The sequence below is a fragment of the Mesoflavibacter sp. CH_XMU1404-2 genome, assembly GCF_037029465.1.
Taxonomy (GTDB): domain Bacteria; phylum Bacteroidota; class Bacteroidia; order Flavobacteriales; family Flavobacteriaceae; genus Mesoflavibacter.
Map to the genome: position 1 here is coordinate 377,711 of NZ_JAYMEM010000026.1, position 23,464 is coordinate 401,174.

General features: G+C 30.4%; 21 protein-coding genes. 10 read left to right on the top strand and 11 right to left on the bottom strand.

All coding sequences use genetic code 11. The annotated features are described in order from the left end of the window. Positions 1-1,119 (bottom strand): GTP cyclohydrolase, encoded by a 1,119-nt coding sequence (locus WA327_RS10170; protein WP_336069358.1) that lies wholly within the window; start codon positions 1,117-1,119, stop codon positions 1-3. A gap of 16 nt (positions 1,120-1,135) precedes the next feature. Further along, positions 1,136-2,188 (bottom strand): transporter, encoded by a 1,053-nt coding sequence (locus WA327_RS10175; protein WP_336069360.1) that lies wholly within the window; start codon positions 2,186-2,188, stop codon positions 1,136-1,138. Positions 2,189-2,299: 111 nt separating this feature from the next. On the opposite strand from WA327_RS10175, the gene WA327_RS10180 reads away from it, so the two are divergent. From WA327_RS10180 to WA327_RS10195, 4 genes are all read left to right on the top strand, one after another. Then, positions 2,300-2,551, top strand: a complete 252-nt coding sequence (locus tag WA327_RS10180; protein ID WP_336069362.1) for a DUF4834 family protein — start codon at positions 2,300-2,302, stop codon at positions 2,549-2,551. Positions 2,552-2,581: 30 nt separating this feature from the next. Beyond that, positions 2,582-4,996: a YfhO family protein gene (locus WA327_RS10185; RefSeq protein WP_336069364.1), complete on the top strand. Its 2,415-nt coding sequence runs from the start codon at positions 2,582-2,584 to the stop codon at positions 4,994-4,996. A 1-nt stretch (position 4,997) separates the two neighbouring features. Then, the gene (locus WA327_RS10190) at positions 4,998-6,290 is read left to right on the top strand and encodes a glycosyltransferase family 4 protein (RefSeq protein WP_336069366.1); all 1,293 of its coding nucleotides are present in this window, start codon (positions 4,998-5,000) and stop codon (positions 6,288-6,290) included. 256 nt (positions 6,291-6,546) lie between these two features. Beyond that, complete coding sequence (locus WA327_RS10195; protein ID WP_336069368.1) at positions 6,547-8,001, top strand: polysaccharide biosynthesis C-terminal domain-containing protein; 1,455 nt, start codon at positions 6,547-6,549, stop codon at positions 7,999-8,001. Between the two features lie 67 nt (positions 8,002-8,068). Here the strand turns inward: WA327_RS10195 and WA327_RS10200 are convergent, their stop codons facing one another. Both WA327_RS10200 and WA327_RS10205 read right to left on the bottom strand, forming a co-directional pair. Continuing rightward, positions 8,069-9,283: a hypothetical protein gene (locus WA327_RS10200; protein WP_336069370.1), complete on the bottom strand. Its 1,215-nt coding sequence runs from the start codon at positions 9,281-9,283 to the stop codon at positions 8,069-8,071. A gap of 139 nt (positions 9,284-9,422) precedes the next feature. Continuing rightward, positions 9,423-10,097: a hypothetical protein gene (locus tag WA327_RS10205; protein ID WP_336069373.1), complete on the bottom strand. Its 675-nt coding sequence runs from the start codon at positions 10,095-10,097 to the stop codon at positions 9,423-9,425. 206 nt (positions 10,098-10,303) lie between these two features. On the opposite strand from WA327_RS10205, the gene WA327_RS10210 reads away from it, so the two are divergent. Beyond that, positions 10,304-11,323 carry a DUF3667 domain-containing protein gene (locus WA327_RS10210; protein ID WP_336069375.1) on the top strand — a complete coding sequence of 340 codons (1,020 nt, stop codon included), beginning with the start codon at positions 10,304-10,306 and terminating at the stop codon, positions 11,321-11,323. Here WA327_RS10210 and uvrA read toward each other — a convergent pair. Then, on the bottom strand, positions 11,320-14,103 hold the full coding sequence (uvrA, locus tag WA327_RS10215) for an excinuclease ABC subunit UvrA (protein WP_336069377.1): 2,784 nt from the start codon (positions 14,101-14,103) through the stop codon (positions 11,320-11,322). The two genes, WA327_RS10210 and uvrA, sit on opposite strands and share 4 nt — an antisense overlap. 237 nt (positions 14,104-14,340) lie before the next feature. Here uvrA and WA327_RS10220 point away from each other — a divergent pair, with 237 nt between their 5' ends. Further along, positions 14,341-14,925, top strand: coding sequence for an RNA polymerase sigma factor (locus WA327_RS10220; protein ID WP_027878920.1), 585 nt, complete (start codon positions 14,341-14,343; stop codon positions 14,923-14,925). A 63-nt stretch (positions 14,926-14,988) separates the two neighbouring features. Further along, positions 14,989-15,132 carry a hypothetical protein gene (locus tag WA327_RS10225; RefSeq protein ID WP_169558266.1) on the top strand — a complete coding sequence of 48 codons (144 nt, stop codon included), beginning with the start codon at positions 14,989-14,991 and terminating at the stop codon, positions 15,130-15,132. A gap of 20 nt (positions 15,133-15,152) precedes the next feature. Here WA327_RS10225 and nth read toward each other — a convergent pair whose 3' ends face one another. Further along, positions 15,153-15,809, bottom strand: a complete 657-nt coding sequence (gene nth / locus WA327_RS10230; RefSeq protein WP_336069386.1) for an endonuclease III — start codon at positions 15,807-15,809, stop codon at positions 15,153-15,155. A gap of 36 nt (positions 15,810-15,845) precedes the next feature. Here nth and bcp point away from each other — a divergent pair, with 36 nt between their 5' ends. Continuing rightward, positions 15,846-16,304: a thioredoxin-dependent thiol peroxidase gene (gene bcp / locus WA327_RS10235; protein WP_336069389.1), complete on the top strand. Its 459-nt coding sequence runs from the start codon at positions 15,846-15,848 to the stop codon at positions 16,302-16,304. 75 nt (positions 16,305-16,379) lie between these two features. Here the strand turns inward: bcp and WA327_RS10240 are convergent, their stop codons facing one another. Continuing rightward, positions 16,380-17,831 (bottom strand): TonB-dependent receptor, encoded by a 1,452-nt coding sequence (locus tag WA327_RS10240; RefSeq protein WP_336069390.1) that lies wholly within the window; start codon positions 17,829-17,831, stop codon positions 16,380-16,382. Between the two features lie 92 nt (positions 17,832-17,923). Between WA327_RS10240 and WA327_RS10245 the strand changes: the two genes are divergently transcribed. Together WA327_RS10245 and WA327_RS10250 are read left to right on the top strand one after the other, a co-directional pair. Further along, positions 17,924-18,685, top strand: coding sequence for an MBL fold metallo-hydrolase (locus WA327_RS10245; RefSeq protein ID WP_336069392.1), 762 nt, complete (start codon positions 17,924-17,926; stop codon positions 18,683-18,685). A 14-nt stretch (positions 18,686-18,699) separates the two neighbouring features. Then, positions 18,700-19,200, top strand: coding sequence for a hydrolase (locus WA327_RS10250; protein WP_336069394.1), 501 nt, complete (start codon positions 18,700-18,702; stop codon positions 19,198-19,200). On the opposite strand, the gene WA327_RS10255 is transcribed toward WA327_RS10250, so the two are convergent. From WA327_RS10255 to WA327_RS10270, 4 genes are read right to left on the bottom strand one after another with little or no spacing between them, the layout of a single operon-like run. Next, the gene (locus WA327_RS10255) at positions 19,190-19,843 is read right to left on the bottom strand and encodes an alpha/beta hydrolase-fold protein (protein WP_336069396.1); all 654 of its coding nucleotides are present in this window, start codon (positions 19,841-19,843) and stop codon (positions 19,190-19,192) included. The genes WA327_RS10250 and WA327_RS10255 overlap by 11 nt on opposite strands. Positions 19,844-19,845: 2 nt before the next feature. Next, on the bottom strand, positions 19,846-20,178 hold the full coding sequence (locus WA327_RS10260) for a hypothetical protein (protein ID WP_336069398.1): 333 nt from the start codon (positions 20,176-20,178) through the stop codon (positions 19,846-19,848). After that, positions 20,178-21,428, bottom strand: a complete 1,251-nt coding sequence (locus WA327_RS10265; protein WP_336069400.1) for a dihydroorotase — start codon at positions 21,426-21,428, stop codon at positions 20,178-20,180. The genes WA327_RS10260 and WA327_RS10265 overlap by 1 nt, the downstream gene beginning before the upstream one ends. After that, the gene (locus WA327_RS10270; protein ID WP_336069402.1) at positions 21,425-23,353 is read right to left on the bottom strand and encodes a BatA and WFA domain-containing protein; all 1,929 of its coding nucleotides are present in this window, start codon (positions 23,351-23,353) and stop codon (positions 21,425-21,427) included. Before WA327_RS10270 ends, WA327_RS10265 begins: the two co-directional genes overlap by 4 nt. Between the last annotated feature and the right edge of the window lie 111 nt (positions 23,354-23,464).

A 23,464-nucleotide genomic window follows, 5' to 3' on the forward strand; every position in this document is an offset into this window, starting at 1 on the left:
CTATAATGTTTTTCTATAAGTGCTTCGCCTTTTTATAATTTTAGGGTCGAAGTTTTTCCAGATTTTTTGAATAGCTTCATTGTTTTCTAATTCTGGAGTTCGGTAACAATCTTCAATACCTTTTTCTTTAAAAATAGGGTAGTATTCATTAAAAATAATACCATGTACACCTTTGTTTTGATAATCAGGATGTACTCCAATTAAATAAAAGATAACGCTTTTACTTTCCTTTTTAGCTTTTAAAAGTTTTAAAAATCCAAAAGGAAATAATTTACCATTCATCTCTTTTAATGCTTTTGTAAATCCAGGCATAACAATAGCAAAAGCGATTAAGTTGTTTTCTTGATCTACAACAAATTTGATGTATTCTGGATTTATAAAATTGATGTATTTTTTCTTAAAATATTCTTTTTGAATATCAGTAATTTCAACAAAAGAAGATAGTTTAGCATAAGAAAGGTTAAACAAGTCAAACATCTTATCTACGTAAGGCATTATCTCTTTAGTCTTAGTAAAATTTAGTGGTTTTAACTTATAGCGTCTTTTAATTAAATCTTGAATTTTAGCAAAAGATTCTGGATTTACATTACTAAATTTAAAAGAGCTTTCTATATAAGTTTTTTCAATGTTAAAGCCAAGTGCTTCATAATGCTTTTGGTAATACGGATAGTTATACCAAGTTATCATGTCGTTTGGATGATCAAATCCTTCGGTTAAGACACCAACCTTATCAAGGTTTGAGAAGCCTACAGGACCTTCAACAAACTCTAAATTATTGTTTTTTCCTATCTTAATTACTTCTTCTATTAATGCTTTACTAACTTCTAAATCATCAATAAAATCAAACCAACCAAAGCGCATTTTTTTGTCATCTTGTTTGTTTACTTCTAACCAATTTATAATTGCAGCTACACGACCAACAACTTTACCTTCTTTGTAAGCTAATAGTAATGTAGCTTCAGCATCATTAAAAACAGGGTTTTTTGAAGTGTCAAAAACTTCTAATTCTTGACTTATTATTGGCGGAATCCAATATTCACAATCATTATAGATTTTAAAAGGAAACTTTACAAAAGCTTTATAATCTGCTTTAGATTTTACTTCTTTAATGGTTATCATAGATTATAAATAAGGATTATTCGTCGTCAAAATTGATGACTTGCGTTTCTTTCTTTCGTTTTCCATCATCAGAAGGAGAATCGTCGTCACCTTTTTTCTTTTTCTTATTTCTGTTTCTGTTAGCTTTTCTTTCATATTCATCCATTACATTAGTACCGTTGTCTACTTGTGGATCTTTGTGAAAGTCTAACCTGTAAGACGCACCAAAATTTAAGCTAAAAACAGAAGGTGTATCTTTTGTATTGAAAGTTAAAGCGGTATCTAACTGAAAGTCTTTTCCGAAAAGGTAAGCACCACCAAATCTAAATAAATTATCTGCGTAGTAATCTCCGCTAATACCTTGAGTTTCTCCAAACAGTACAAACTTTTCATTTAAAGCTTTTGTAAGCGTTAAGATATACTGAAAACTAGAAAAATCTGTACCTAATCTTTCCATAGAAAAATTAGTGACAAATACCCAACCGCTACTAAAGTTGTTTTGTGTAGCAAACATAGCTTTAAAGTTAACGCCACCTTCATAAGCAGGACTAGTAAAAGGATTTGTATATGGTACGTAAATATTGTCTTTAGCATCTAGATTAACGCCTCCGTAAATAGCTACAGCAGGAATTAAATTACTCCATTTAAACTTTTTATTAGCGTGATAACTGTATAGGTTTGGTTTTTCTTCTTCTTTGTTTTTAAATGGGTCATAAACCAAATATTTAGCACCTAATGCAAAATTTCTAAAATTAGATCGTTTAGTCTCGTTAGGTGATAATGCAGATCTATTATCTGTAAACGTATCGTTTTGGTAGGTACCTTCAAGGTTAATTTCTAACTCTTCCCAAAGCAAACCGTAGCGTAGTGCAAAGTCAATTCCAAAACCTTTAGCTTCATTCTTTAAAGGTGTATGTTTTTCATTAACAGTATAAGGTCCAGCTTCTATTTGACCAACATTTACACCAACAGCAAAAGCACTTTTAGACTCGCCAGGTCTGTTAGAATTAATCACTTCGGTATACTGAGAAAATGCCGAAATACTAAAGAAAAATAATACGTATTTAATATAGGATTTTGGGTTAAGCATAGCTATTTGTTTAAAGTCAAATATAGAGATTTTATATTTTTTTTAGCTATTAAATAACGAAATTAAAATTAGAGAATTGTATTTTTGTATTTATTGAATAAAATTTGAATTATGGGTTTATTAAGAACCATATTAATAATATTACTGATTTACTACGGATTTAAAATCCTATCTAGAATATTCGCGCCAGTCTTATTTAAATACGCTGCTAAAAAAGCTGAAGAACGCTTTGGTGGTGCATTTAACCAACAACGTCAAGAACCTTTAAGTAAAGAAGGTGAAGTGACCATAGACAAAATGCCTGAAAACAAATCTTCAAATAAAAATGTAGGTGAATATGTAGATTACGAAGAAATTGACTAATTTTCAACCTCATTGAATTTATAATTATTTATGCCATTTTCTTTTAAAAAGTTATTACCACACTTAATCGTGTTGGTAGGTTTTATTGTTTGCGCCTTATTATATTTTAATCCTGTTTTACAAGGCAAAACCATTTTCCAGAGTGATATTGTCCATTACCAAGGTATGGCAAAACAACAAAAAGATTTTAAAGCAGAAACTGGTGAAGAAACCTATTGGACAAATAGTGCTTTTGGAGGTATGCCTACCTATCAATTAGGGGCAAAGTACCCAAATAATTATATTAAAAAATTAGATTTATCATTACGCTTTTTACCAAGACCTGCAGATTATTTATTCCTTTATTTTTTAGGTTTTTATATTCTGCTTTTGGTGCTAAAAGTAGATTGGAAACTAGCTGGATTAGGCGCTTTAGCGTTTGGGTTTTCAACCTATCTCATCATTATACTCGGCGTTGGTCATAATAGTAAAGCACATGCTATTGCTTATATGCCTTTAGTGTTAAGTGGTATTATCCTCACGTTTAGAAAAAAATATATCGCTGGATTTTTACTAACAGCTGTTGCAATGGGATTAGAATTGGTTGCAAATCACTATCAAATGACCTATTACTTACTATTACTAGTCATTGTTTTAGGTATAGTGTATTTAATAGATGCTTATAAAAAACAAGAATTACCGCATTATTTTAAGTCTATAGGAATATTAGCTGTTGCTGTAATTTTATCTATTGGTCTTAATGCTACAAATATTTTAGCGACAAAGGAATATGTTAATGAAAGTACACGAGGAAAATCTGAGTTAACTATAAATCCAGATGGATCAAGTAGAGCAAATACAAATGGTTTAAGTAAAGAATACATCACAGAGTATAGTTACGGTATAATTGAAAGTTTCAACCTGTTTATTCCAAGGTTTTATGGTGGCGGAAGCGGAGAAGATGTTGGCGAAAACTCTGCAATGTATAAGTTTTTTACAGATAGAGGCGTTTCACCTGCAGAAGCTAAAGAATACGCAAAAAGCACACCAACATATTGGGGCGATCAAACTATAGTAGAAGCACCAGCCTATGTTGGAGCAGTTGTGATTTTTCTATTTGTTTTAGGATTGTTTTTAGTAAAAGGTCGTTTAAAATGGTGGCTTTTAGGCGGAACTATTTTATCTCTTTTATTGTCTTACGGAAAGAATCTAGACTTTTTAACCGATTTTTTTATAAACGTTGTACCTCTTTACAACAAATTTAGAGCCGTAAGTTCTATACAAGTTATTTTAGAGTTGTGTATTCCTATTTTGGCAATAATTGCAATAAAAAAATTATTTGATAATACTTCTGATGAAGAAAAACTTAACGCATTAAAGAAAACCACTATAATTACTGCTGGTTTTACAGTTCTAATACTGTTAGGAAAATTATTTGGATTCTTCGATTTTGTTGGTGGTAATGACGGTTATTATCGTCAAAATTATGGTCAAGATTTTGTTGATGCTTTACGCGAAGACAGAGCTAGTTTTCTAACTATGGACACGTTTAGAACTTTAATTTTCGTCCTACTTTCCGCAGGAATTATTTATCTGTTTTTAAAGAAGAAATTCACCGAAACTAAAGTTATTCTTGCGTTTACTGTTCTTATCGTAGTAGATTTAGTAAGTGTTGATAGACGTTATGTTAACAATGAAGATTTTGTATCGAAAATTAAAATGGAACGTCCGTACCAAGCCAATAAAGCCGACTTACAAATCTTAAAAGACGATTCTAATTATCGAGTGTATGATTTAACTTCAGGTGGCGCAAAAGCAAGTTATTTCCACAACGCTTTAGGTGGTTATCACGCTGCAAAACCGAAGCGTTACCAAGATTTATACGAGTTTTATCTATCTAATAATAATATAAATGTCCTTAATATGCTTAATGCAAAATATATTATTGGACAAGGTGAAAACGGAGAACCATTTCCATACGTAAATAATGAAGCTAACGGAAATGCTTGGTTTGTAAAACAACTTAAAAACGTTGAAAATGCCGATCAAGAAATTAAAACTTTAGACAGTTTAGATAATAAAAATGTAGCTATTTTCAGTATAGCAGAATTACAAGAAAAAACGTTTCAAGTGGATTCAACAGCATCTATAAAAGTTGAAACGTATAAACCTAATTACATTAAATACAGTTCAAATAATCCAAATGATGGTTTTGCAGTATTTTCAGAAATGTATTATGGTAATGGATGGAATGCTTACATCGATGGAAACTTAAAGCCACATTACAAAGTCAATTATGCGTTAAGAGGTCTTCAAATACCTAAAGGAAAACACACTGTTGAATTTAAATTTGAACCAAAAGTAATAGAAACTGGAAGTAAAATTGCTTTGGCAAGTTCTGTGTTGTTATTCATTTTAATAATTGGTGGTTTATTTTACCAATTTAAAAACAGAAAACCAGAGTAATATGGCAAAACGTGTTCTTATAGTGACTTACTATTGGCCACCAGCTGGCGGACCTGGCGTACAACGTTGGTTAAAATTTGTAAAATACTTACCAGAATACAATATAGAGCCTATTGTTTATTGTCCTTCTAATGCTAATTACCCAATAATTGATGAGTCTTTAAAGGATGAAATTCCTGAAAATGCAATCATTTTAAAACAACCCATAAAAGAGCCATATAAATTGGCTAATTTGTTTTCTAAACAAACCAAAACAATTAGTAAAGGGATTATAAAAGAAAAAAACAAGCAAAGCATACCAGAACGTTTGTTATTATTTATTAGAGGTAACTTTTTTATTCCAGACGCCAGAAAACAATGGGTAAAACCATCTACTAATTTTTTAACAACTTATATTCAAGATTTTAATATAGATACAGTAATTACAACTGGTCCACCACATAGTTTACATTTAATTGGTTTAAAAATTAAGCAAAAATTAGATGTTAATTGGATTGCAGATTTTAGAGATCCTTGGACAAGTATAGGTTACCATAAGCAGCTTAAATTAACCAATTATGCAAAAAAGCAACACAAGCAATTGGAAAGCAAAGTGCTTAATCAAGCCGATCAGATTGTGGTAACAAGTCCAAGTACAAAAACTGAATTTGAAACTATTACAGATAAGCCAATTAGCGTGATAACAAACGGTTACGATAAAGAAAAAGTAATAGTTAACGATTTAGATGAAAAATTTACCATATCTCACATAGGTTCTTTATTATCTAAAAGAAACCCTGAGATTTTATGGCAAGCACTTTCTGAATTTGTTAAGGAAGATGAAAATTTTGCAAAACATTTTCAGTTAAATTTAGTAGGTGAAGTAGGAGAGAACGTGTTAAACTCTTTAAAAGATTACGGTTTAACTAGCTATGTAAATAAAGTTGGGTATGTTTCACATAGTGAAGCTGTTAAGTTTCAAAAAAAATCACAAATATTATTGCTGATTGAAATAAATTCTGAAGATACTAAAGCTATTATTCCTGGTAAATTGTTTGAATATATGGTGTCTAATAGACCAATTTTAGCTGTTGGACCAAAAGGTGCAGATATTGAAAATATTATCAAGCAAACAAATACAGGACAGTTTTTTAATTATTCAGAATTTTCAGCTTTAAAAGCAGCTATAAAACAGCTTTTTGAGGATTATCAAAACAATACTTTAAAAGTTAATGCTATTGGATTGCAACGTTTTTCGCGACAAGCATTAACAAAACAATTAGTAGATTTGATTTCAATAAACAATAAACAATAAACAACCCGTTGCGAATAAAATTAAGCGTCAGTTCGAGTGATTTTGAGGCACGAAAAATTGTATCGAGAAATTGTTTAAATTTAAAAATTCTATTCTCGATACTGATTTTACTAATTTTCAATCGTAAAATCCACTCGAATTGACGAATTTTATCATAATGCTCAATAAGTAATAAACGAAAAACATTGATTATCAATATCTTATAAGTGAAGTTTAAAATTATTTTATATATCAAAAATCGTAATTCGTAAAACTGATGGGTATAGTCGTTAATCAATCCATAAAAAACACGGTAATTACTTACCTTGGTTTTGGTATTGGTGCTATTAATGTAGTGTTTTTATACACTAAATTTTTATCCGACGACTATTTTGGGTTAATTACTTTTATACTCTCTACAGCCAATATTTTAATGCCTTTAATGGCTTTTGGTACACATAATACGATAATTAAATTCTTTTCGTCTTTTAAGACTAGACAATCACAAAATGGTTTTTTAACCTTAATGTTATTTTTGCCTTTAATTGTCATTATTCCATTAGGTTTTATAGGTGTTTTAGCATATGATACCGTTGGAAATTGGCTTGCAAAAGAAAACCCAATCATCAAAGATTACAGTTGGTTAATTTACGTTTGCGCCATTGCTTTTGCTTACTTTGAGGTGTTTTATGCATGGAGTAAAGTACATTTACATAGTGTGTTTGGTAATTTTATGAAAGAGGTTTTTCATAGACTTTGTATTTCTATTTTGTTGTTAGCACTTCATTTTGGATATTTAAATGTACAGCAGCTTATTTATGGTATAGTTATCGTTTATATTGTAAGAATGGTCGTGATGAAACTTTATGCATTCAATTTAAAACTACCAGTATTTAAATTTGTTAAAATTCCTAAATTATCTAGTGTTTTAAAATACTCTTCATTAATAATTATTGCAGGCTCTATTGCAAATATCATTCTTGAAATTGATAAGTTTATGATTGGTCAGTTTGAAGCATTAAATAATGTAGCTTATTATGGCGTAGCTATTTATATTGCTACGGTTATTGGTGTGCCATCACGATCTATGCATCAAATAACAAACCCATTAACAGCTCAATTTTTAAATGAAAAAAATAAAGTTGAACTTAAAAAATTATACCAAAAAAGCTCGTTGAATTTATTCATAATTAGCGGATTTATCTTTTTAGCAATTATAGTCAATATCAATCAGCTATATACAATGATTCCTGATAATTACTCAGAAGGTTTTTTAGTAGTTCTAGTTATTGGTTTAGCTAAACTATTTGATAATCTTTTAGGAAACAATAACGCTATTCTTTTTAATAGTGATTATTATAGAATGGTATTAGTCTTTGGAGTTATGTTGGCTATTTTAACCATAATTTTAAATCTGGTTTTTATTCCCGTTTACGGTATTAATGGTGCAGCTTACGCAAGTTGTATAACCATCTTTGTGTACAATACTGTAAAGTTGTTATTTGTTTATAGTAAATTTAAAATTCAACCGTTTACCAAAGAAACATTAAACTCTGCGTTACTAATTTTAATTTGTGCTTTTGGTTTATTCTTTTGGGAATTTCCTTTTCATTCAATAATTAACATCGGTTTAAAATCATTACTTCTTGTATTAATTTATGGATTAAGCGTTTATAAGCTTAATTTATCCTCAGAAATTACAGAAATTTTAAATTCATTTTTAAAGAAATAAAAAAGCCCTATAACTTGAGGTTTTATAAACCATTGTTATAGGACTTATAGTAAGTGTTATAAATATTTTATCCTCTTCTTCCAGATCTAGAAGACGATCTTGATGTACTTCTTGAATTAGAACTTGATCTACTTGAAGATGCTTTTGATCTTGACTGAGATCTACTTTGAGTTGCTCTTGGTGTAGAGCTTGATCTACTTGTATTAGCTCTAGTTTGTGTTCTAGTCCTAGGTTTTACAGTAGAATTACTTCTTGTTCTAGGCTTAGAAGTAACTGTGTTATTTCTAACCGTTCTTGGTTGAGAAGCATTATTGTTACCGCGAGTTCTAGGTTTTGTTGCATTACTTGAGTTTCCTCTAGTTTTTGGAGTATTAACCGAACTATTGCCACGTGTTCTAGGCTGTGAATCAGAGCTGTTTCCCCTTGTTCTTGGTGTAGAAGCTGTAGAATTACCTCTAGTTCTTGGTGTAGAACTAGTAGCATTACTACGTGTTCTTGGCACATTATTTCTTGTTACATTTCTAACTGTTCTACCTTCGCTACGTGTAGCAAGACTTCTACTTCTAGTAATTGTATTACCACGTCTAGTTGCTACCGCAGTTTTACGTCTATAATTGTTTACAAAAGGTCTGTTATATACATATCTAACAGGTCTATAATGTCTTCTGTAAGGTGTTGTATAAACTACTCTGTAAAACGTTGTTGGAATTACATAATACGCATGCCAAGGTCTGTATACATAAACTCTATTATAAATGTTTATAAATCCTGTACAGTGAGAAAATCTGTGGTAACGGTTGTAGTGTACATAAAGTCCACCAACTCTTGTTACATAACCACGGTTATTGTAGTTAATTATAATGTTACCGATTTGATTAACACGTCCGTAATAATCGTAAAATATTGGTGTGTTTTCAATTTGAATAATCGCACCGTACTCATCATATTGTACATAAGGATTATAATCGTAACCAGTATTAAAGCTAATAGATGCATTAGGTGTATTAACTGAAACATTTACATTAGGTCCATAATTAGGCATGTAAAAATCAAACTGCCCATCTGCAAAAACCGAAAACTCAATTCCAGCTTCAGTAAAGATGAAAGAGTTACCGTAACCACGGTTAAAAGATTCGTTTATAGTTAAACTTTCTGATTTGTTTGTTGTGTCTGCATTAACAGCAAATATGCTTAAGGTAAATGCTGATAATAAAAGGAATAATTTTTTACTCACGTTGTTTATATTAAATAAGTGTTCGTGAAATTTGCTTGAAATTTTCATAACTGTTTGTTTTATGATTGTACACTTAGTTAATTACAAGCATCGTGCCAAAAACCGAAAACGTTGTAGTTAAGAGTTGAATTTTGAAATGAAAAACCCCGTAAATAAAGACTTACGAGGTTTTTTGTGTTATTGAAAATTATTTTTTCAATTTAGGTTTTTCGGTTTTAACACCGTTTCTGTAGTAGTAAAAATCATCATTATTATAATTGTAATCATGATTATTATCTATTGGTGATCCGTATGGATTTCCGTAGTTGTTATCTAAAATAAAAGAAGTGTTGTATCTGTTTACGTGTCCTATAGTTCTGATTAATTTTCCTCTTGGGTTATATACTAATCGCATACCTCCAATCTGGCTTACTAATCCTAATCTATTATAATTTACATAAACAGAACCTATACGTTTAACTTGTCCTTGTCTATTATAATTCAAAAATACATATCCAACACGTCTTACTTTACCTGATCTATCATGTAAAACAATAGTTCCGTTATTTGTTGGTCCGTAGTAGGTGTTGTAAGTACCAGGCGCTCCATAAGTACGATTTACGCTACTACGTTTTGTATTGACACTTACATTACTACGTCTGTAATAATTATCTCCTTGAGTATAATCTAATTGAGTATTAAAATCAAAACTTCCGTCAGGGAAAATTAAAAATTCAACACCACGTTCTACAAACAAAATTGGTTGTACAAAACGATTTGGGTTTACAACTAAATCTTCACCTTGCGATGCAGATTTATTTTCTGCGGTTACAGTGGTTAATCCCATTAACACACCTGTAATTAAAAGTACTAGTTTTTTCATAGTATTAAGGATTTAGATTTTTGCCTACTATTAAGCGTTTCGGCGTTCGCTATTTGATTAATTAGTTTCAATAGCTGTGCCAAACTTGAAAAGTGTTGATTTTACTAGTATTTTGAAGTGAAATTACATTCCTTTTATTTCAATTTTAAAAGAAATTAGGCATATTTTAAAGATTATTTTTACATTTACGTAAACAACCAACCACCATGTCACTTCAATATAAAGTTTGCGAAAACTGTGAAACAGAATTTAAAGACAGCTTTAAGTTTTGTCCTTGTTGTGGTATGAAAAATAGAGAAGAGTTAACAGTTAGAAGTCTTTTCTATAATACTATTAATAACTATTTACTTTGGGATTCTAAATTTTTAAAAAGCTTTTTGCCTTTAATGGTAAAGCCAGGTTTTTTACCAAAAAAGTTTTTACAAGGTAAACGACTAACTTATTTGCATCCAGCACAGTTTTACTTATTTGTTTCGGTAGTATTTTTCTTCATTTTTTCTTTTTATATCAGAGAAACTAGATCAAAATTAGATAAAGCTATAAAAGAAGAATTAGCTGTAAAAAAAGAAAGAGAATATAGAGAAGCTTTTGAAAAAGTAGCAGATTCTATAAAGTTAGATTCTTTAATAAATAAAAAAATAGATGCAAAAGATAGAAAACCTAACGGTAGTTTTTTTGGGACTTCTTTTACTTATGATGAAAAAGAAATAGACTCTTTAATTGATGCTGGAGCAGACAAAAAGCTTATCTTAAAAAAGATGGGAATGCCTGAAGATGCAGGTTATTTAAAACGAAAGTTTTTTGAGCAAATGTTTAAGTTTCAAAAAGAAAAAGGTGTTGGGTCTATTTATCAAACCATTACAGATAGTTTTCCGATAGCTATGTTTTTTCTGTTACCAATTTTTGCGTTGCTTTTAAAGGTTTTCTATTTTAATAAAGGAAGATATGCCTACCATTTGGTATTTAGTTTTTATTTTTTCTCTTTTATATTTGCGGTAATGGCTATAGACTTAGGTATAAACTGGTTTTATGATATGCCCGATTGGTTAGACTTTTTATTGGTTTTATCTACGTTTTTCTACTTTTTTATAGCAGTAAAAAAGTTTTACCAACAAGGTTGGATTTTAAGTTTTATAAAAAGTGGAGCCATAACTACAATTTTTATGGGCATGATTATTCCTTTTGCTTCAGTGTTAATAGCAGTATTAGCTTTTATGATCTATTAAATCTTATCTTTTAAGTATTTAGCAGTAACACTTTCTTTAACTTTTACCACTTCTTCAGGTGTACCAAAAGCGACTAATTGTCCACCATTTTCACCACCTTCAGGACCAAGATCTACAATGTAATCTGCACATTTAATCAAATCTAAATTATGCTCGACAACAATAATAGAATGTCCTTTTTCAATTAAAGCATAAAATGATTTTAGTAATTTTTGAATATCATGAAAATGCAAACCTGTTGTAGGTTCATCAAAAATAAATAAGGCTTTGTCTTTAGTATTTCCTTTGCCTAAAAATGTTGCTAACTTTATACGTTGTGCTTCTCCGCCAGAAAGGGTAGAGCTGCTTTGCCCAAGTGTTACGTAGCCTAAACCAACATCTTGTAAAGGCTGTAATTTGTCTTTTATTTTGTTTTGCTTGTGTGTATCAAAGAAAGAAATAGCGTCGTCAATGGTCATATTCAGCACATCATCAATGCTTTTATTTTCAAAAGTAACTTCTAAAACTTCCTTTTTAAAACGTTTACCATTACAGGTTTCGCAGACTAAATGTACATCTGCCATAAATTGCATTTCTATAGTAACCTCGCCTTCACCTTTACAGGTTTCGCAACGTCCACCATCAACATTAAAACTGAAATGTTTAGCAGCAAAATTTCTAATTTTACTTAGTTTTTGTTTTGCAAATAAAGCTCTGATATCGTCATAAGCTTTGATATACGTTACAGGATTAGAACGTGATGAACGACCAATTGGGTTTTGGTCGATAAACTCAATATGCTTGATGTTACTAAAATTTCCTTTTAATTCTGAAAATTGTCCAGCTTTATCACTAAATCCTGTTAATTTCTTTTGAATAGCAGGAAAAAGAATTTTCTTAACCAATGTACTTTTTCCACTTCCAGAAACACCGGTAACAACGGTTAGCATTTCTAAAGGAAAAGTAACATCAATGTTTTTTAAATTATTTTCTCTTGCACCAACAACTTCTACGCTATACTTGCTTGTACGACGTTTTTTTGGAACTTCAATTTTTAAAGTTTCATTTAAATATTGAGCAGTAAGTGACTTTGATTTTAAGATGTCTTTAAACGTACCTGTAGCAACAACTTCACCACCAAAAGTACCAGCTTCTGGACCTATATCTATAATGGTATCAGCTTGTTTCATAATATCTTCGTCATGCTCAACAACTATAACCGTATTACCCAAATCGCGTAAAGATTTTAATACCGATATTAGTTTTTCTGAATCTTTTAGATGCAAACCAATACTAGGCTCGTCTAAAATGTACATCGAACCCACTAAACTACTTCCTAGTGATGTTGCTAGGTTAATACGCTGACTTTCGCCACCTGAAAGTGTGTTAGATCGTCTGTTTAAGGTTAAATAATCTAAACCAACGTTGCTTAAAAAGGTTAAACGATTTTTAATTTCGATTAATAAACGTTCGGCAATTTTGGTGTCATAATCATTCAATTCTAATTGATTGAAAAAAATAGACAACTTACTTAATGGCATTTCAACTAAATCTGTAATTGTAGCATTACTCACTTTTACATAACTAGCTTCTTTACGCAAACGTTTACCACCACAAACGTTACATTTTGTTTTTCCGCGATAGCGCGATAACATAACACGATTTTGAATTTTGTAAGCTTTACTTTCTAGCTCTTCAAAAAAGCTATTTAAACCTTCAAAATACTGATTACCTTCCCAAATTAAATTTTTATGTTCTTGACTTAATTGAAAATAGGGTTTGTGTATAGGAAAATCGAATTTATGCGAATTGTTTACCAATTGATCACGGTACCAACTCATACTTTCTCCTCGCCAAGGGAAAATAGCCTCTTCATAAACCGAAAGTGCAGTATTTGGAATTACTAAATCCTCATCAATACCAATAACATCACCGTAACCTTCACATTTTGGACATGCACCGTAAGGGTTATTAAAGCTGAATAGATGCACATTTGGCTCTAAAAACTGCATGTTATCTAATTCAAATTTATTACTAAAATGTCTTATTGAGTTATCTTTTAAAGTTTCAATATAACAATTGCCTTTACCTTCAAAAAAAGCAGTTTGAATGGCATCTGCTAATCGGTTATAAAAATCGTCATCGTCTTTTGTTACAATTCTATCAACAACTAAAAATACATCTTCAGTAGATGTTAAATCTTTTGCTTGATCAATTCTTAAAACTTCATCTTTTACTTTAATTCTAGAATATCCTTGAGCATTTAAGGCGCTAAGTTTGTCTTGAAGTGCTCTTCCTTCTTCTAAATAAATAGGAGCTAGAAGTAAAAGTTTTTCTTTTAAATCAATAGTTTTTATAAATTCTAAAACATCTGTTACAGTGTCTTTTTTGACTTCGTTACCAGAAATAGGAGAGTAGGTACGACCAATACGTGCAAAAAGTAGTTTTAAATAGTCGTAAATCTCGGTTGTAGTTCCGACAGTAGAGCGTGGATTAGTAGAATTTACTTTCTGTTCTATAGCAATTGCAGGCGCAATACCTTTAATATAGTCTACTTTAGGTTTGTTAAGTCTACCTAAAAATTGTCGTGCATAACTACTAAGACTTTCTACATAACGACGTTGTCCTTCTGCATACAACGTATCAAATGCTAAACTAGATTTACCAGAACCTGATAGACCTGTTATAACAACTAATTTACGTCTAGGTATAACAACATCTATATTCTTAAGGTTATGCAATTTAGCACCTTTAATTATGATGTTCTCTTTAGGGTTTACTTCAGAAAGCGTAGTCTTCATAGTCAATTTTCGTATAGATTTGCAAAGATAACACAACAATTTCAGCTTAAAAAATAGATTATTGTGCATTAAAATGTTAAAACTTGAAATTATGTTTGCATTTTTGGAATAATTGTTGTTACATTTGAAACATATCAATTAACCCACAAACACTTTTGCCTATAGCAAAACATTACTTTTTTAATTTATAAACCCCAAGCCCGAAACACGTTTTCTGTGCAAAAAAAAGTAATGATTATGCAAAAAGAATTAATCTCTGATGCTCAATTAGTGAGTAATTATATAAGAGGCGAAGAATCTGCTCTAGAAGTTTTAATTACAAGACATAAACAAAGAATTTACAGTTTTATATACTCTAAAGTTTTTGATAGAGATATATCTGAAGATATTTTTCAGGATACCTTTATCAAAGTAATAAGAACTTTAAAAAGAGGTAAATATAACGAAGAAGGTAAGTTTTTACCATGGGTAATGCGTATTGCTCATAATTTGGTTATAGATCATTTTAGAAAAAACAGTCGTATGCCTAAGTTTGACAACTCAGGAGATTTTAATATTTTTTCTGTAATAAGTGATAATGCTTTAAATGCAGAAAAAACAATTATAAAAGGTCAAGTAGAAGCAGATGTAAGACGTTTGATTGACGAGTTACCAGAAGACCAAAAAGAAGTTTTGGTAATGCGTATGTATAAAGATATGAGTTTTAAAGAAATCTCAGAACGCACAGGAGTAAGTATAAATACTGCTTTAGGACGTATGAGATATGCATTAATTAATATGAGAAAAGTAATAGAAAAGCACAATATTGTTTTAACAAATTAGGATAAACAATAAAGTTAAATCTTATCCGTTATAATGTAGTAACAAACTAAAAATCTACATTAAATGGCAAAACTTTACTCTAATAAACCTAAATCAGATTTTAAATTGAACCCAAAAGATGAAACAATAAGTTTTATCCTTAATTACTCTAAGGCTTTAAGTGTTATAAATTATAAAAGCATGAAGTTTGAATCACTTCAAAATTAAAAGAAAAACGTCCTAAAACATTAGGACGTTTTTTTATGATATTCTTTTAAAACTGTAGCTCTTCCAATAGTTTTTGTAATAATATCTTTATCTAAATCCCAACCACGAGCAGGAGAATATTCTCTTCCATACCAAATGATTTGCAGATGTAAATCGTTCCATAGTTCTTTAGGGAATAGGCGTTTAGCGTCTTTTTCTGTTTGAGCTACGCTTTTTCCGTTAGATAAATTCCAACGATACATCAAACGATGGATATGTGTGTCTACAGGAAAAGCAGGTACACCAAATGCTTGACTCATTACAACACTAGCTGTTTTGTGTCCAACAGCAGGTAACTCTTCTAAAGCTTCAAAAGATTGCGGGACTTCACCATTATATTTTTCAATTAAAATTTTAGATAAACCATAAATGCCTTTACTTTTCATAGGTGATAAACCACATGGTTTTATAATTTCTTTTATTTCTTCTACAGATAATTTAACCATATCATAAGGGTTATCTGCTTCTGCAAATAATAACGGTGTTATTTGGTTAACTCTAACATCTGTACATTGTGCAGATAGTAAAACGGCTACTAAAAGAGTGTAAGGATCTTTATGATCTAAAGGGATAGGGATTTCAGGATATAACTTATTTAACGTATTTATAACAAAATGTACCTTTTCTTGCTTAGTCATTAATTCGTATTTTTGAATAAAATCAAAATTACAACTATGAATACATTAAAACAAGGCGATAAAGTGCCAAATTTTACAGTAAATGATCAAGATGGAAATGCAGTTTCTTTATCTGACTATAAAGGAAAAAAATTAATTGTTTTTTTCTATCCAAAAGCAAGTACACCAGGTTGTACTGCCGAAGCTTGTAATTTAAGAGATAACTACAAAGTTTTACAAGATAAAGGATTTGAATTATTAGGTGTTAGTGCCGATTCTGAAAAAAGGCAAACTAATTTTAAGAATAAGTATGAATTTCCTTTTCCGCTTTTAGCAGATGAAGAAAAAGAAGTAATCAATGCGTTTGGAGTTTGGGGACCAAAAAAGTTTATGGGTAGAGAATATGATGGTATACACCGTAAAACTTTTTTAGTAGATGAAAATGGAGTAGTGGAGCACGTTATTGATAAAGTAAAAACAAAAGACCATGCAGCTCAAATATTAGAGTTGGTATAAGAAGTTAGTTGAAACCTAAATAAAAAAGGCGTTAGATTTAATCTAACGCCTTTTTGTTTTTTATACAATATAAGATTATTTACTTTGAATTTCTTCAGTTTCACAACCAAATAAACTTTGTTCTGCGATTAGTTTAGAAACACCTTCTGGTAACATAGGTTGCCAACCATCTTCTCCTTCAGCGATCATTTTTAATACTTTTCTTGAGAAAACGTTTAATGTAGATGGGTCATAATCAGTAATATCAACCACTTTACCATTGTATTTAAAGAACTTGTAAAGCTCTTTCATTCTTGGATGAACTTTAAGATTATCACTTGTAGTAATTGTTCCATCTTCATTTTCCATAGGGTAAAGATATACGCGTAAATCTTTAAAGAATAACTTACCAAAAGCTTCTAAAATTCCACCACTTAAATGACGATAATATTTCTCATCAAAAATATCTACTAAGTTATTTACACCCATTGCTAATCCCATACGGTTTTTAGTATATTGAGAGAAATACTCTACTAACTTGTAATACTCTTGGAAATTAGAAATCAATACAGTTTGACCTAAAGAACACAGTAAACGTGCTCTATCCATAAAGTCCTGCTCGTCAATTTCACCTTCTGCTCTTAGGTTAGAAAGTGTAATTTCGAAGATAACTTGTGTTTTGTCTTCATCTACCTTATTTTCTTTAATAAACATTTCTAAGGATTTGTGGTACATATCCATATTAACCTTAGTTACAGGTCTAAAACTACCACGTAATGCTAAAATGTTTTTCTTGTAAAGGACTCTTGCAGGAAGTACATTATTACCATCTGGAGCAAACATAACGGCATCTGTCATACCATTTTTAACTAACTGTAAGCTCATTAAACGGTTGTCTACATCTTTAAATACAGGACCAGTAAAGTTGATGGTATCAATTTCTAATTGGTCTTTATCTAAATGATCGTATAAGTATCTTAATAATTTTTTAGGTTCGTTATATTTATAGAAAGCTCCGTAAATTAGGTTAGTTCCTAAAATACCTAATGTTTCTTGTTGTAATCTAGCATCATTCTCTTTAAAACGAATATGAAGAATAATTTCGTTTACTTCTTTGTCTTCGGGATCTATTTGATATTTAATTCCTACCCAACCGTGTCCTTTATATTTCTTAGCAAAATCAATAGTTGCAACGGTATTTGCAAAACTAAAAAACATTCTATGGGGATTGTTTTCTCTTCCTATACGCTCTTCAATAAGTCTGTATTCATGTTGAAGCATTTTACGTAAACGCGCCTCTGTTACATAACGTCTATCTTCTTCTATACCATAAATGGCATCACTAAAGTTTTTATCGTAAGCAGACATTGCTTTTGCAATAGTACCGGATGCGCCACCAGCTCTAAAAAAATGCCTTACAGTTTCTTGACCAGCACCAATTTCGGCAAATGTACCGTAGATGTTTTCGTTTAAGTTAATACGAAGCGCTTTGTCTTTTAAGGATGGAATATTTTCAAATTCTTTATCTCCTTTTAGCGTAATTTCCATAAAAATCCCTATAAAATTAAGTGCTACAAAGGTACCAAATAACTATAGTAAACAAAAAAATTAACTTATTTTTGTTTAAAATTTTAAACAGTTTGAAAATTACATTTTTAGGTACTGGTACTTCACAAGGCATTCCGATTATAGGAAGCACTCATCCAGTGTGTTTAAGCAAAAACCCTAAAGATAAACGTTTGCGTGTTTCAGTTTTGGTAGAATGGGATGATTACACTTACGTAATAGATTGCGGTCCAGACTTTAGACAACAAATGCTTCGTGCAAATGTGAATAAAATTGACGGAATTATTTTCACACACGAGCATGCCGATCATACCGCAGGTTTAGACGATATTAGACCGTTTTTTTTTCGTCAAGGAGATATTCCAATCTATGCACATAAACGAGTAGTAGAGCAACTTAAGCAACGTTTTGCTTATATTTTTGCTACTGAAAATAAATATCCAGGTGTACCAAATTTAGCAATAAACGAAATTGAAAATAAACCATTTAAGCTGAATGATTTAGAGGTTTTTCCTGTGGAAGTTTTTCATCATAAATTGCAAGTATTTGGATTTAGATTTAACAACTTTGCTTATTTAACAGATGTTAAAACAATTCCTGATGAAGAAATGGAAAAACTTAAAAACCTAGATGTTTTAGTGATTAATGCCTTGCGAGAAGAGACTCATATTTCGCATTTAAACTTAGAAGAAGCATTACAAATTATAGATATATTACAACCTAAAAAAGCCTATTTAACTCATATAAGCCACTTGTTAGGTTTTCATGATGAAGTACAACAAAAATTACCAAAAAACGTTTTTTTGGCATATGATGAACTTCAAATTCAACTTTAAAATCAAAAATTATAATGAAGAATAAAATTTTTATGTACCTGTTTATTTTTACGTTACTTGTTGTTTTGTTTCAGTACGTAAACACTAAAAACTACGTAAATGCCAATGATGGACAATTAAAAAGTTTAAAAGAGAAAAACATAAGAATGAAAGACTCTTTAGCGCTTCTAAACAATCAGTTAAATGATTTTATAATGTTTGATTTTAGATATAATCAAGAAGCTAAAGACTATTATTATAACCGAAATATCAATACGGATTCTTTAATTACTTTAATTGAAAATGAATTGTATGATTTAACAGACGTACCAGGAGAACATCCATTAATTCCTTATGCAGCTTCAGAAGGAAAGAAAATGCAATTCAATTCTATTAAAATTTTAAATCACAAGTGGATTATTGCCGATTTTTCTGATGGTGTGTTTTGGGGAGAATTACTAATTAAATATGAAATTACTCCTGAAAATCAATTGAATTTTAAAGTATTAGATCACTTGTTGTATCCTACAAATTAGTGTTTGCTTTCAACCATTCTCTAAACTCATAAAAATTCTGTGGCGCAACGCCATGTCCAACAGGAAACTCGCTATACTTATAGTTTGCGCCTAATTGTTCCATAAATGGTTTGGTTTGTCTTGCCCAATCCACTGGTATAACTTGGTCTACACTTCCGTGTGAACAGTAAAAATTAAGATTTTTATAAGTTTCTGGTGCTTTTAATTCAAATAAATCAGGATTTACATAGCCGCTTAAAGCAATAACATTTTTAATTTTTTCAGGATATGTAAAAGCAACTGCATAGCTTAAAATTGCGCCTTGACTAAAACCTAAAAGTGTTACATTATCACTATCTGCGTTGTATTTAGCTAAAATTTCATCTATAAAATTAGCAATCAAATCTCTAGATTGTTTGGCTTGCTCGTTATCGCTCCATTTTCCTTTTTCTGCATCAAAATTTATGGCGTACCATGCATTTCCAAAAGGTTGCATTGGGTAAGGCGCTTTCGCGGAAATAATTAAAAATTCCTCTGGTAACTCTGAAGCAAAACTAAATAAATCATTCTCATCACTTCCATAACCATGAAAGAGTAGAAGTAATGGTGCATTTTCTTTTAAAGTTGAAGGTCTTACTAAATACTCTAAGCTTAAATCAGTCATTTTTATTTTCCTATTGATGAAAAAATTCGTTGAAAAAACGGTCCAACTAATGGCACAGTTTGCATTTTACCGTTAACAGCATTTATAATTCCGTAGAAAAATAATAAACCCATTCCTACCCAAAATGCTATAGAAATTTGCATATTATCAAACTGACTGATAAAGTATGCAATAATCATATACATTAAGCAAAGTCCTAAACCTTGACGATTATGAAATGCAGTAAACTCATTTTTCTTTTCGTTATTCATTATGATGGCAATAACACTTCCAATAATGGTTAAATAACTCACTACTGCTAATGTTTTTCCTTCTTCAATTATATTTTGATTCATTATAAAACTAATTTTTTGTTGGCATAAATACCGTAAACTTTTCCTTTTAATTCTTGTCCTAAAAAGGCACTATTTTTTGATTTTGAAAGGATATCTGACTTATTAAACTCATATTTTGTGTTTGGGTCAAATAGCGTGATGTTTGCAATTTCACCTTCTTCAATACTAGAAGCTATTGCGCCAAAACGTTCTTTCCCTTTGGTTAATAGTTGAATAGCTTTTTTAGTAGAAAATATCTGATTTAAAGCTCCAAAAGCACTTTCTAAACCAATGGTACCGTAGCTGGCGTGATCAAATTCTACTTTCTTTTCTTCTATAGTTTGTGGGTTATGGTCACTGGTTACCATATCTATTGTTCCATCTTTTACACCTTCAATTAATGCTTCCACATCTTCTTGTGTACGTAATGGCGGATTGACTTTATAACGTGTGTCAAACTCGTTTAAAACATCGTCGGTTAAAAAGAAATTATGTATGGCAACACTGCAAGTTACGTCTAACTTTTTTTGTTTGGCTTCTCTAATTAGCTTTACACTTTCTTTAGTAGAAATTGTTGGTATATGAAGTTTGCCGCCTGCATATTCTAGTATAAATAAATCTCTGGCTACTTGTAGTGATTCGGCTAAATTAGGACTTCCTTTTAAGCCTAATAACGTGCTTGAAACATGCTCGTTAACCATGCCTTTTCCTGCAATTTTTTGTTCTAAAGGAAAACTACAAACTAATCCTTCAAAATTGCTAGCATACTGCAAAGCAATTTTTAATAAATTAGGATTAGTAATTGGTTTTTTATAATCGCTAAACGCTACTGCGCCAGCATTTTTCATGTCAAAAAGTTCAGCTAAATCAACGCTTTCGCTATTTTTTGTTAATGCGCCAATTGGTAACAAATCAACGGTTTGCGATTGTGCTTTTGATAATAAAAAGGCAACATCAGAACAGGTATCGATAATCGGATTGGTATTTGCTTGCAGCGCAATACTTGTAAATCCTGATTTTGCAGCGGTTTTTAAACCGTTTTCTATCGTTTCTCTATCTTCAAAACCAGGTTCGCCAAAGCAAACGCTAGAGTCAAACCATCCTTGAGAAATGTGTAAATTTTCTAACTCAATTTCTTTATAATTGCTAGTGTTTTTAATGGATTTAGCAATTTGTGAAATCTTTCCTTTTTCAATTAAAACATCCACAATTTGATTGTGAAACTTGCTAGATGTATCAATTACTGTTGCCGATTTGATTAAGACGTTCATTTAAAGTATTTTAAGATGAGCATTTCTATGATTAAAAACACTAAAGCTAAAATTACAAACCATTTCCATAACTCATTAACTTTAGTGTCATTTTTTATTGTGTTAAAAGCTTCTTTAACAGAGTTTGAAACATTGATGCCTTCTATGTTTTCAAGGTTTTGATAGGTTAAATCACTTTCGTTTCTGTTGTAATTAAAGCTTACGTATTCTAAAATTTCATTTTTATTCTTTACTTCATAAACACCAGCGTTTTCTGGTAAATCGTTAGTTTTTATAACCACTTTATTGTTGTAATATTGCTGTTCTGGTATTAAAGACTCGTCATTATTAACAAGAGTTAATACAGTATCTGGTTTTAAATTTACAGACACATCAAATTGATTGTTTTGACCGATTGTATAATAAAGTTGGGCAGTATTTAAGCTTTGTTTTGCAATGTTATAAAATGTAGGTACAATTAGATTTATATTTTTAAAGTTTGAATTGTCTTCATTAATTGCAGCGCTAAAAACAAACACGTTATTACGTTGTGATAAAAATGGTTTGTTATCTTCAAATTGAAGGATAGCAGTGCTTTGAGATGTATTTTGAGGAAAATACAGATTAACCTTTGGATACTGAAAGTTATCTATACGTTTTTCAAAAACACCATTAGCGTAAATTGGATGTGCATAATTTATGGATGTAATGCGCTTTTCTTGCTCTAAAATTGAATTAAAAACACTAAAGTTAAATTGCTGTAAAAACCTATTGTAGTCTGATAAATTTCCTTTTATATTAGGTATAAATGCAACGACGCCACCTTTGTCTGTAAAGACTTTAAGAGCAGTAATTAAAGTATTTGGTAGGTTTTCAATTTCGTTTAATATTACTAGGTTTTGTGTATCAAAAAGGGCATAATCTAATGTGTTTGGTGTTTTTTTTGTAAAATTAAACTCGTCTTCAGTAAAAATTCCATTTAAATAGTTGGCATCATCGTTAGACACTGCTAAAACATTAATTTTTGAAGGCGTATTTATACTAAAATATAAGGTGTTATCAAATTGAAGTTGCGCCTCATCAATAGTAATTTTACCTTTTGTAGTTTGATTGTTAGGTATTGTAAAAATAGCTTTGTTTTCGTCTTTAATTTCAACTGAAACTTTTGAGACTAATTGATCATTATTATATAAAGAAACAGGTAAATTAATAGTAGTAGTTTGATTACTTTTTAATAAAGCAGTCAACTCATAATTAGTTGCGTTTTGTTTAGAAATATACAAACTGTCAATAAACGCATTTGTTTTACTTACAAGGTTTAACTGAATAGCACTTAAAGTAATACTTGAATCCTTTTCAATACTAAATTCTTGTGTTTTTTGCTGAAAATCTGACACAAAAATCAAGTTTTTAATGCTATTTGCTTTATTAGAAAATAGCTTTTTAGCTTTCAATAACGCAGCGTCATAACTTAATTGATTTGAAGAATATTCAAGTTGAAGTAATTCGTTTTTAATTGCCTTTATAGTTGTGTTTCTATAACTATCAGTATTGGTAATTAGTGAGAATTTTTCATTCTCATCAATAGAAGTAATGATATCTTGTATTGCACGTTTTAAAAGTGGACCATTATTACCTTTAGCTTGCATACTAAACGAGTTGTCTAGGTATATAACGGTTTCCTTTTCTGTGTTAAAACTATTAGTTTTTGAAAAATAGGGCTGAGTAAAAGCAATGATAATAGCAGTTAAAAGTAGTAACCTAGTTAATAAGACTAGCCACTTTTTAATTAGTTGACTTTTACGTGTTTGTAATTGTACCTTTTTTAAAATAGCAACGTTTGTAAAGTATTCTTTTTGAAACTTTCTTAGTTGAAATAAGTGAACAATAATAGGAATTAGCAGTAAGAAAAGCGCGTAAAGAAGTTCTGGGTTTTTAAACTGCATGTGTTATTAAAAGTTTGTCAAAGATAATAATTGAACAATTAAAAACAGCAATAAGAAATTAACATTTTAACAAAATCTTAATCTTTACGATTGTAACAAATTTTACTTTTG

What these genes read in the sequence shown, in the direction of transcription:
- nth (WP_336069386.1), bottom strand. Translation starts at nt 15,809, where the DNA reads ATGACTAAGCAAGAAAAGGTACATTTTGTTATAAATACGTTAAATAAG.
- bcp (WP_336069389.1), top strand. Translation starts at nt 15,846, where the DNA reads ATGAATACATTAAAACAAGGCGATAAAGTGCCAAATTTTACAGTAAAT.
- WA327_RS10185 (WP_336069364.1), top strand. Translation starts at nt 2,582, where the DNA reads ATGCCATTTTCTTTTAAAAAGTTATTACCACACTTAATCGTGTTGGTA.
- WA327_RS10195 (WP_336069368.1), top strand. Translation starts at nt 6,547, where the DNA reads ATGGGTATAGTCGTTAATCAATCCATAAAAAACACGGTAATTACTTAC.
- WA327_RS10250 (WP_336069394.1), top strand. Translation starts at nt 18,700, where the DNA reads ATGAAGAATAAAATTTTTATGTACCTGTTTATTTTTACGTTACTTGTT.
- WA327_RS10240 (WP_336069390.1), bottom strand. Translation starts at nt 17,831, where the DNA reads ATGGAAATTACGCTAAAAGGAGATAAAGAATTTGAAAATATTCCATCC.
- WA327_RS10170 (WP_336069358.1), bottom strand. Translation starts at nt 1,119, where the DNA reads ATGATAACCATTAAAGAAGTAAAATCTAAAGCAGATTATAAAGCTTTT.
- WA327_RS10210 (WP_336069375.1), top strand. Translation starts at nt 10,304, where the DNA reads ATGTCACTTCAATATAAAGTTTGCGAAAACTGTGAAACAGAATTTAAA.
- WA327_RS10265 (WP_336069400.1), bottom strand. Translation starts at nt 21,428, where the DNA reads ATGAACGTCTTAATCAAATCGGCAACAGTAATTGATACATCTAGCAAG.
- WA327_RS10260 (WP_336069398.1), bottom strand. Translation starts at nt 20,178, where the DNA reads ATGAATCAAAATATAATTGAAGAAGGAAAAACATTAGCAGTAGTGAGT.
- WA327_RS10220 (WP_027878920.1), top strand. Translation starts at nt 14,341, where the DNA reads ATGCAAAAAGAATTAATCTCTGATGCTCAATTAGTGAGTAATTATATA.
- WA327_RS10205 (WP_336069373.1), bottom strand. Translation starts at nt 10,097, where the DNA reads ATGAAAAAACTAGTACTTTTAATTACAGGTGTGTTAATGGGATTAACC.
- WA327_RS10180 (WP_336069362.1), top strand. Translation starts at nt 2,300, where the DNA reads ATGGGTTTATTAAGAACCATATTAATAATATTACTGATTTACTACGGA.
- WA327_RS10200 (WP_336069370.1), bottom strand. Translation starts at nt 9,283, where the DNA reads ATGAAAATTTCAAGCAAATTTCACGAACACTTATTTAATATAAACAAC.
- WA327_RS10225 (WP_169558266.1), top strand. Translation starts at nt 14,989, where the DNA reads ATGGCAAAACTTTACTCTAATAAACCTAAATCAGATTTTAAATTGAAC.
- WA327_RS10175 (WP_336069360.1), bottom strand. Translation starts at nt 2,188, where the DNA reads ATGCTTAACCCAAAATCCTATATTAAATACGTATTATTTTTCTTTAGT.
- uvrA (WP_336069377.1), bottom strand. Translation starts at nt 14,103, where the DNA reads ATGAAGACTACGCTTTCTGAAGTAAACCCTAAAGAGAACATCATAATT.
- WA327_RS10190 (WP_336069366.1), top strand. Translation starts at nt 4,998, where the DNA reads ATGGCAAAACGTGTTCTTATAGTGACTTACTATTGGCCACCAGCTGGC.
- WA327_RS10270 (WP_336069402.1), bottom strand. Translation starts at nt 23,353, where the DNA reads ATGCAGTTTAAAAACCCAGAACTTCTTTACGCGCTTTTCTTACTGCTA.
- WA327_RS10255 (WP_336069396.1), bottom strand. Translation starts at nt 19,843, where the DNA reads ATGACTGATTTAAGCTTAGAGTATTTAGTAAGACCTTCAACTTTAAAA.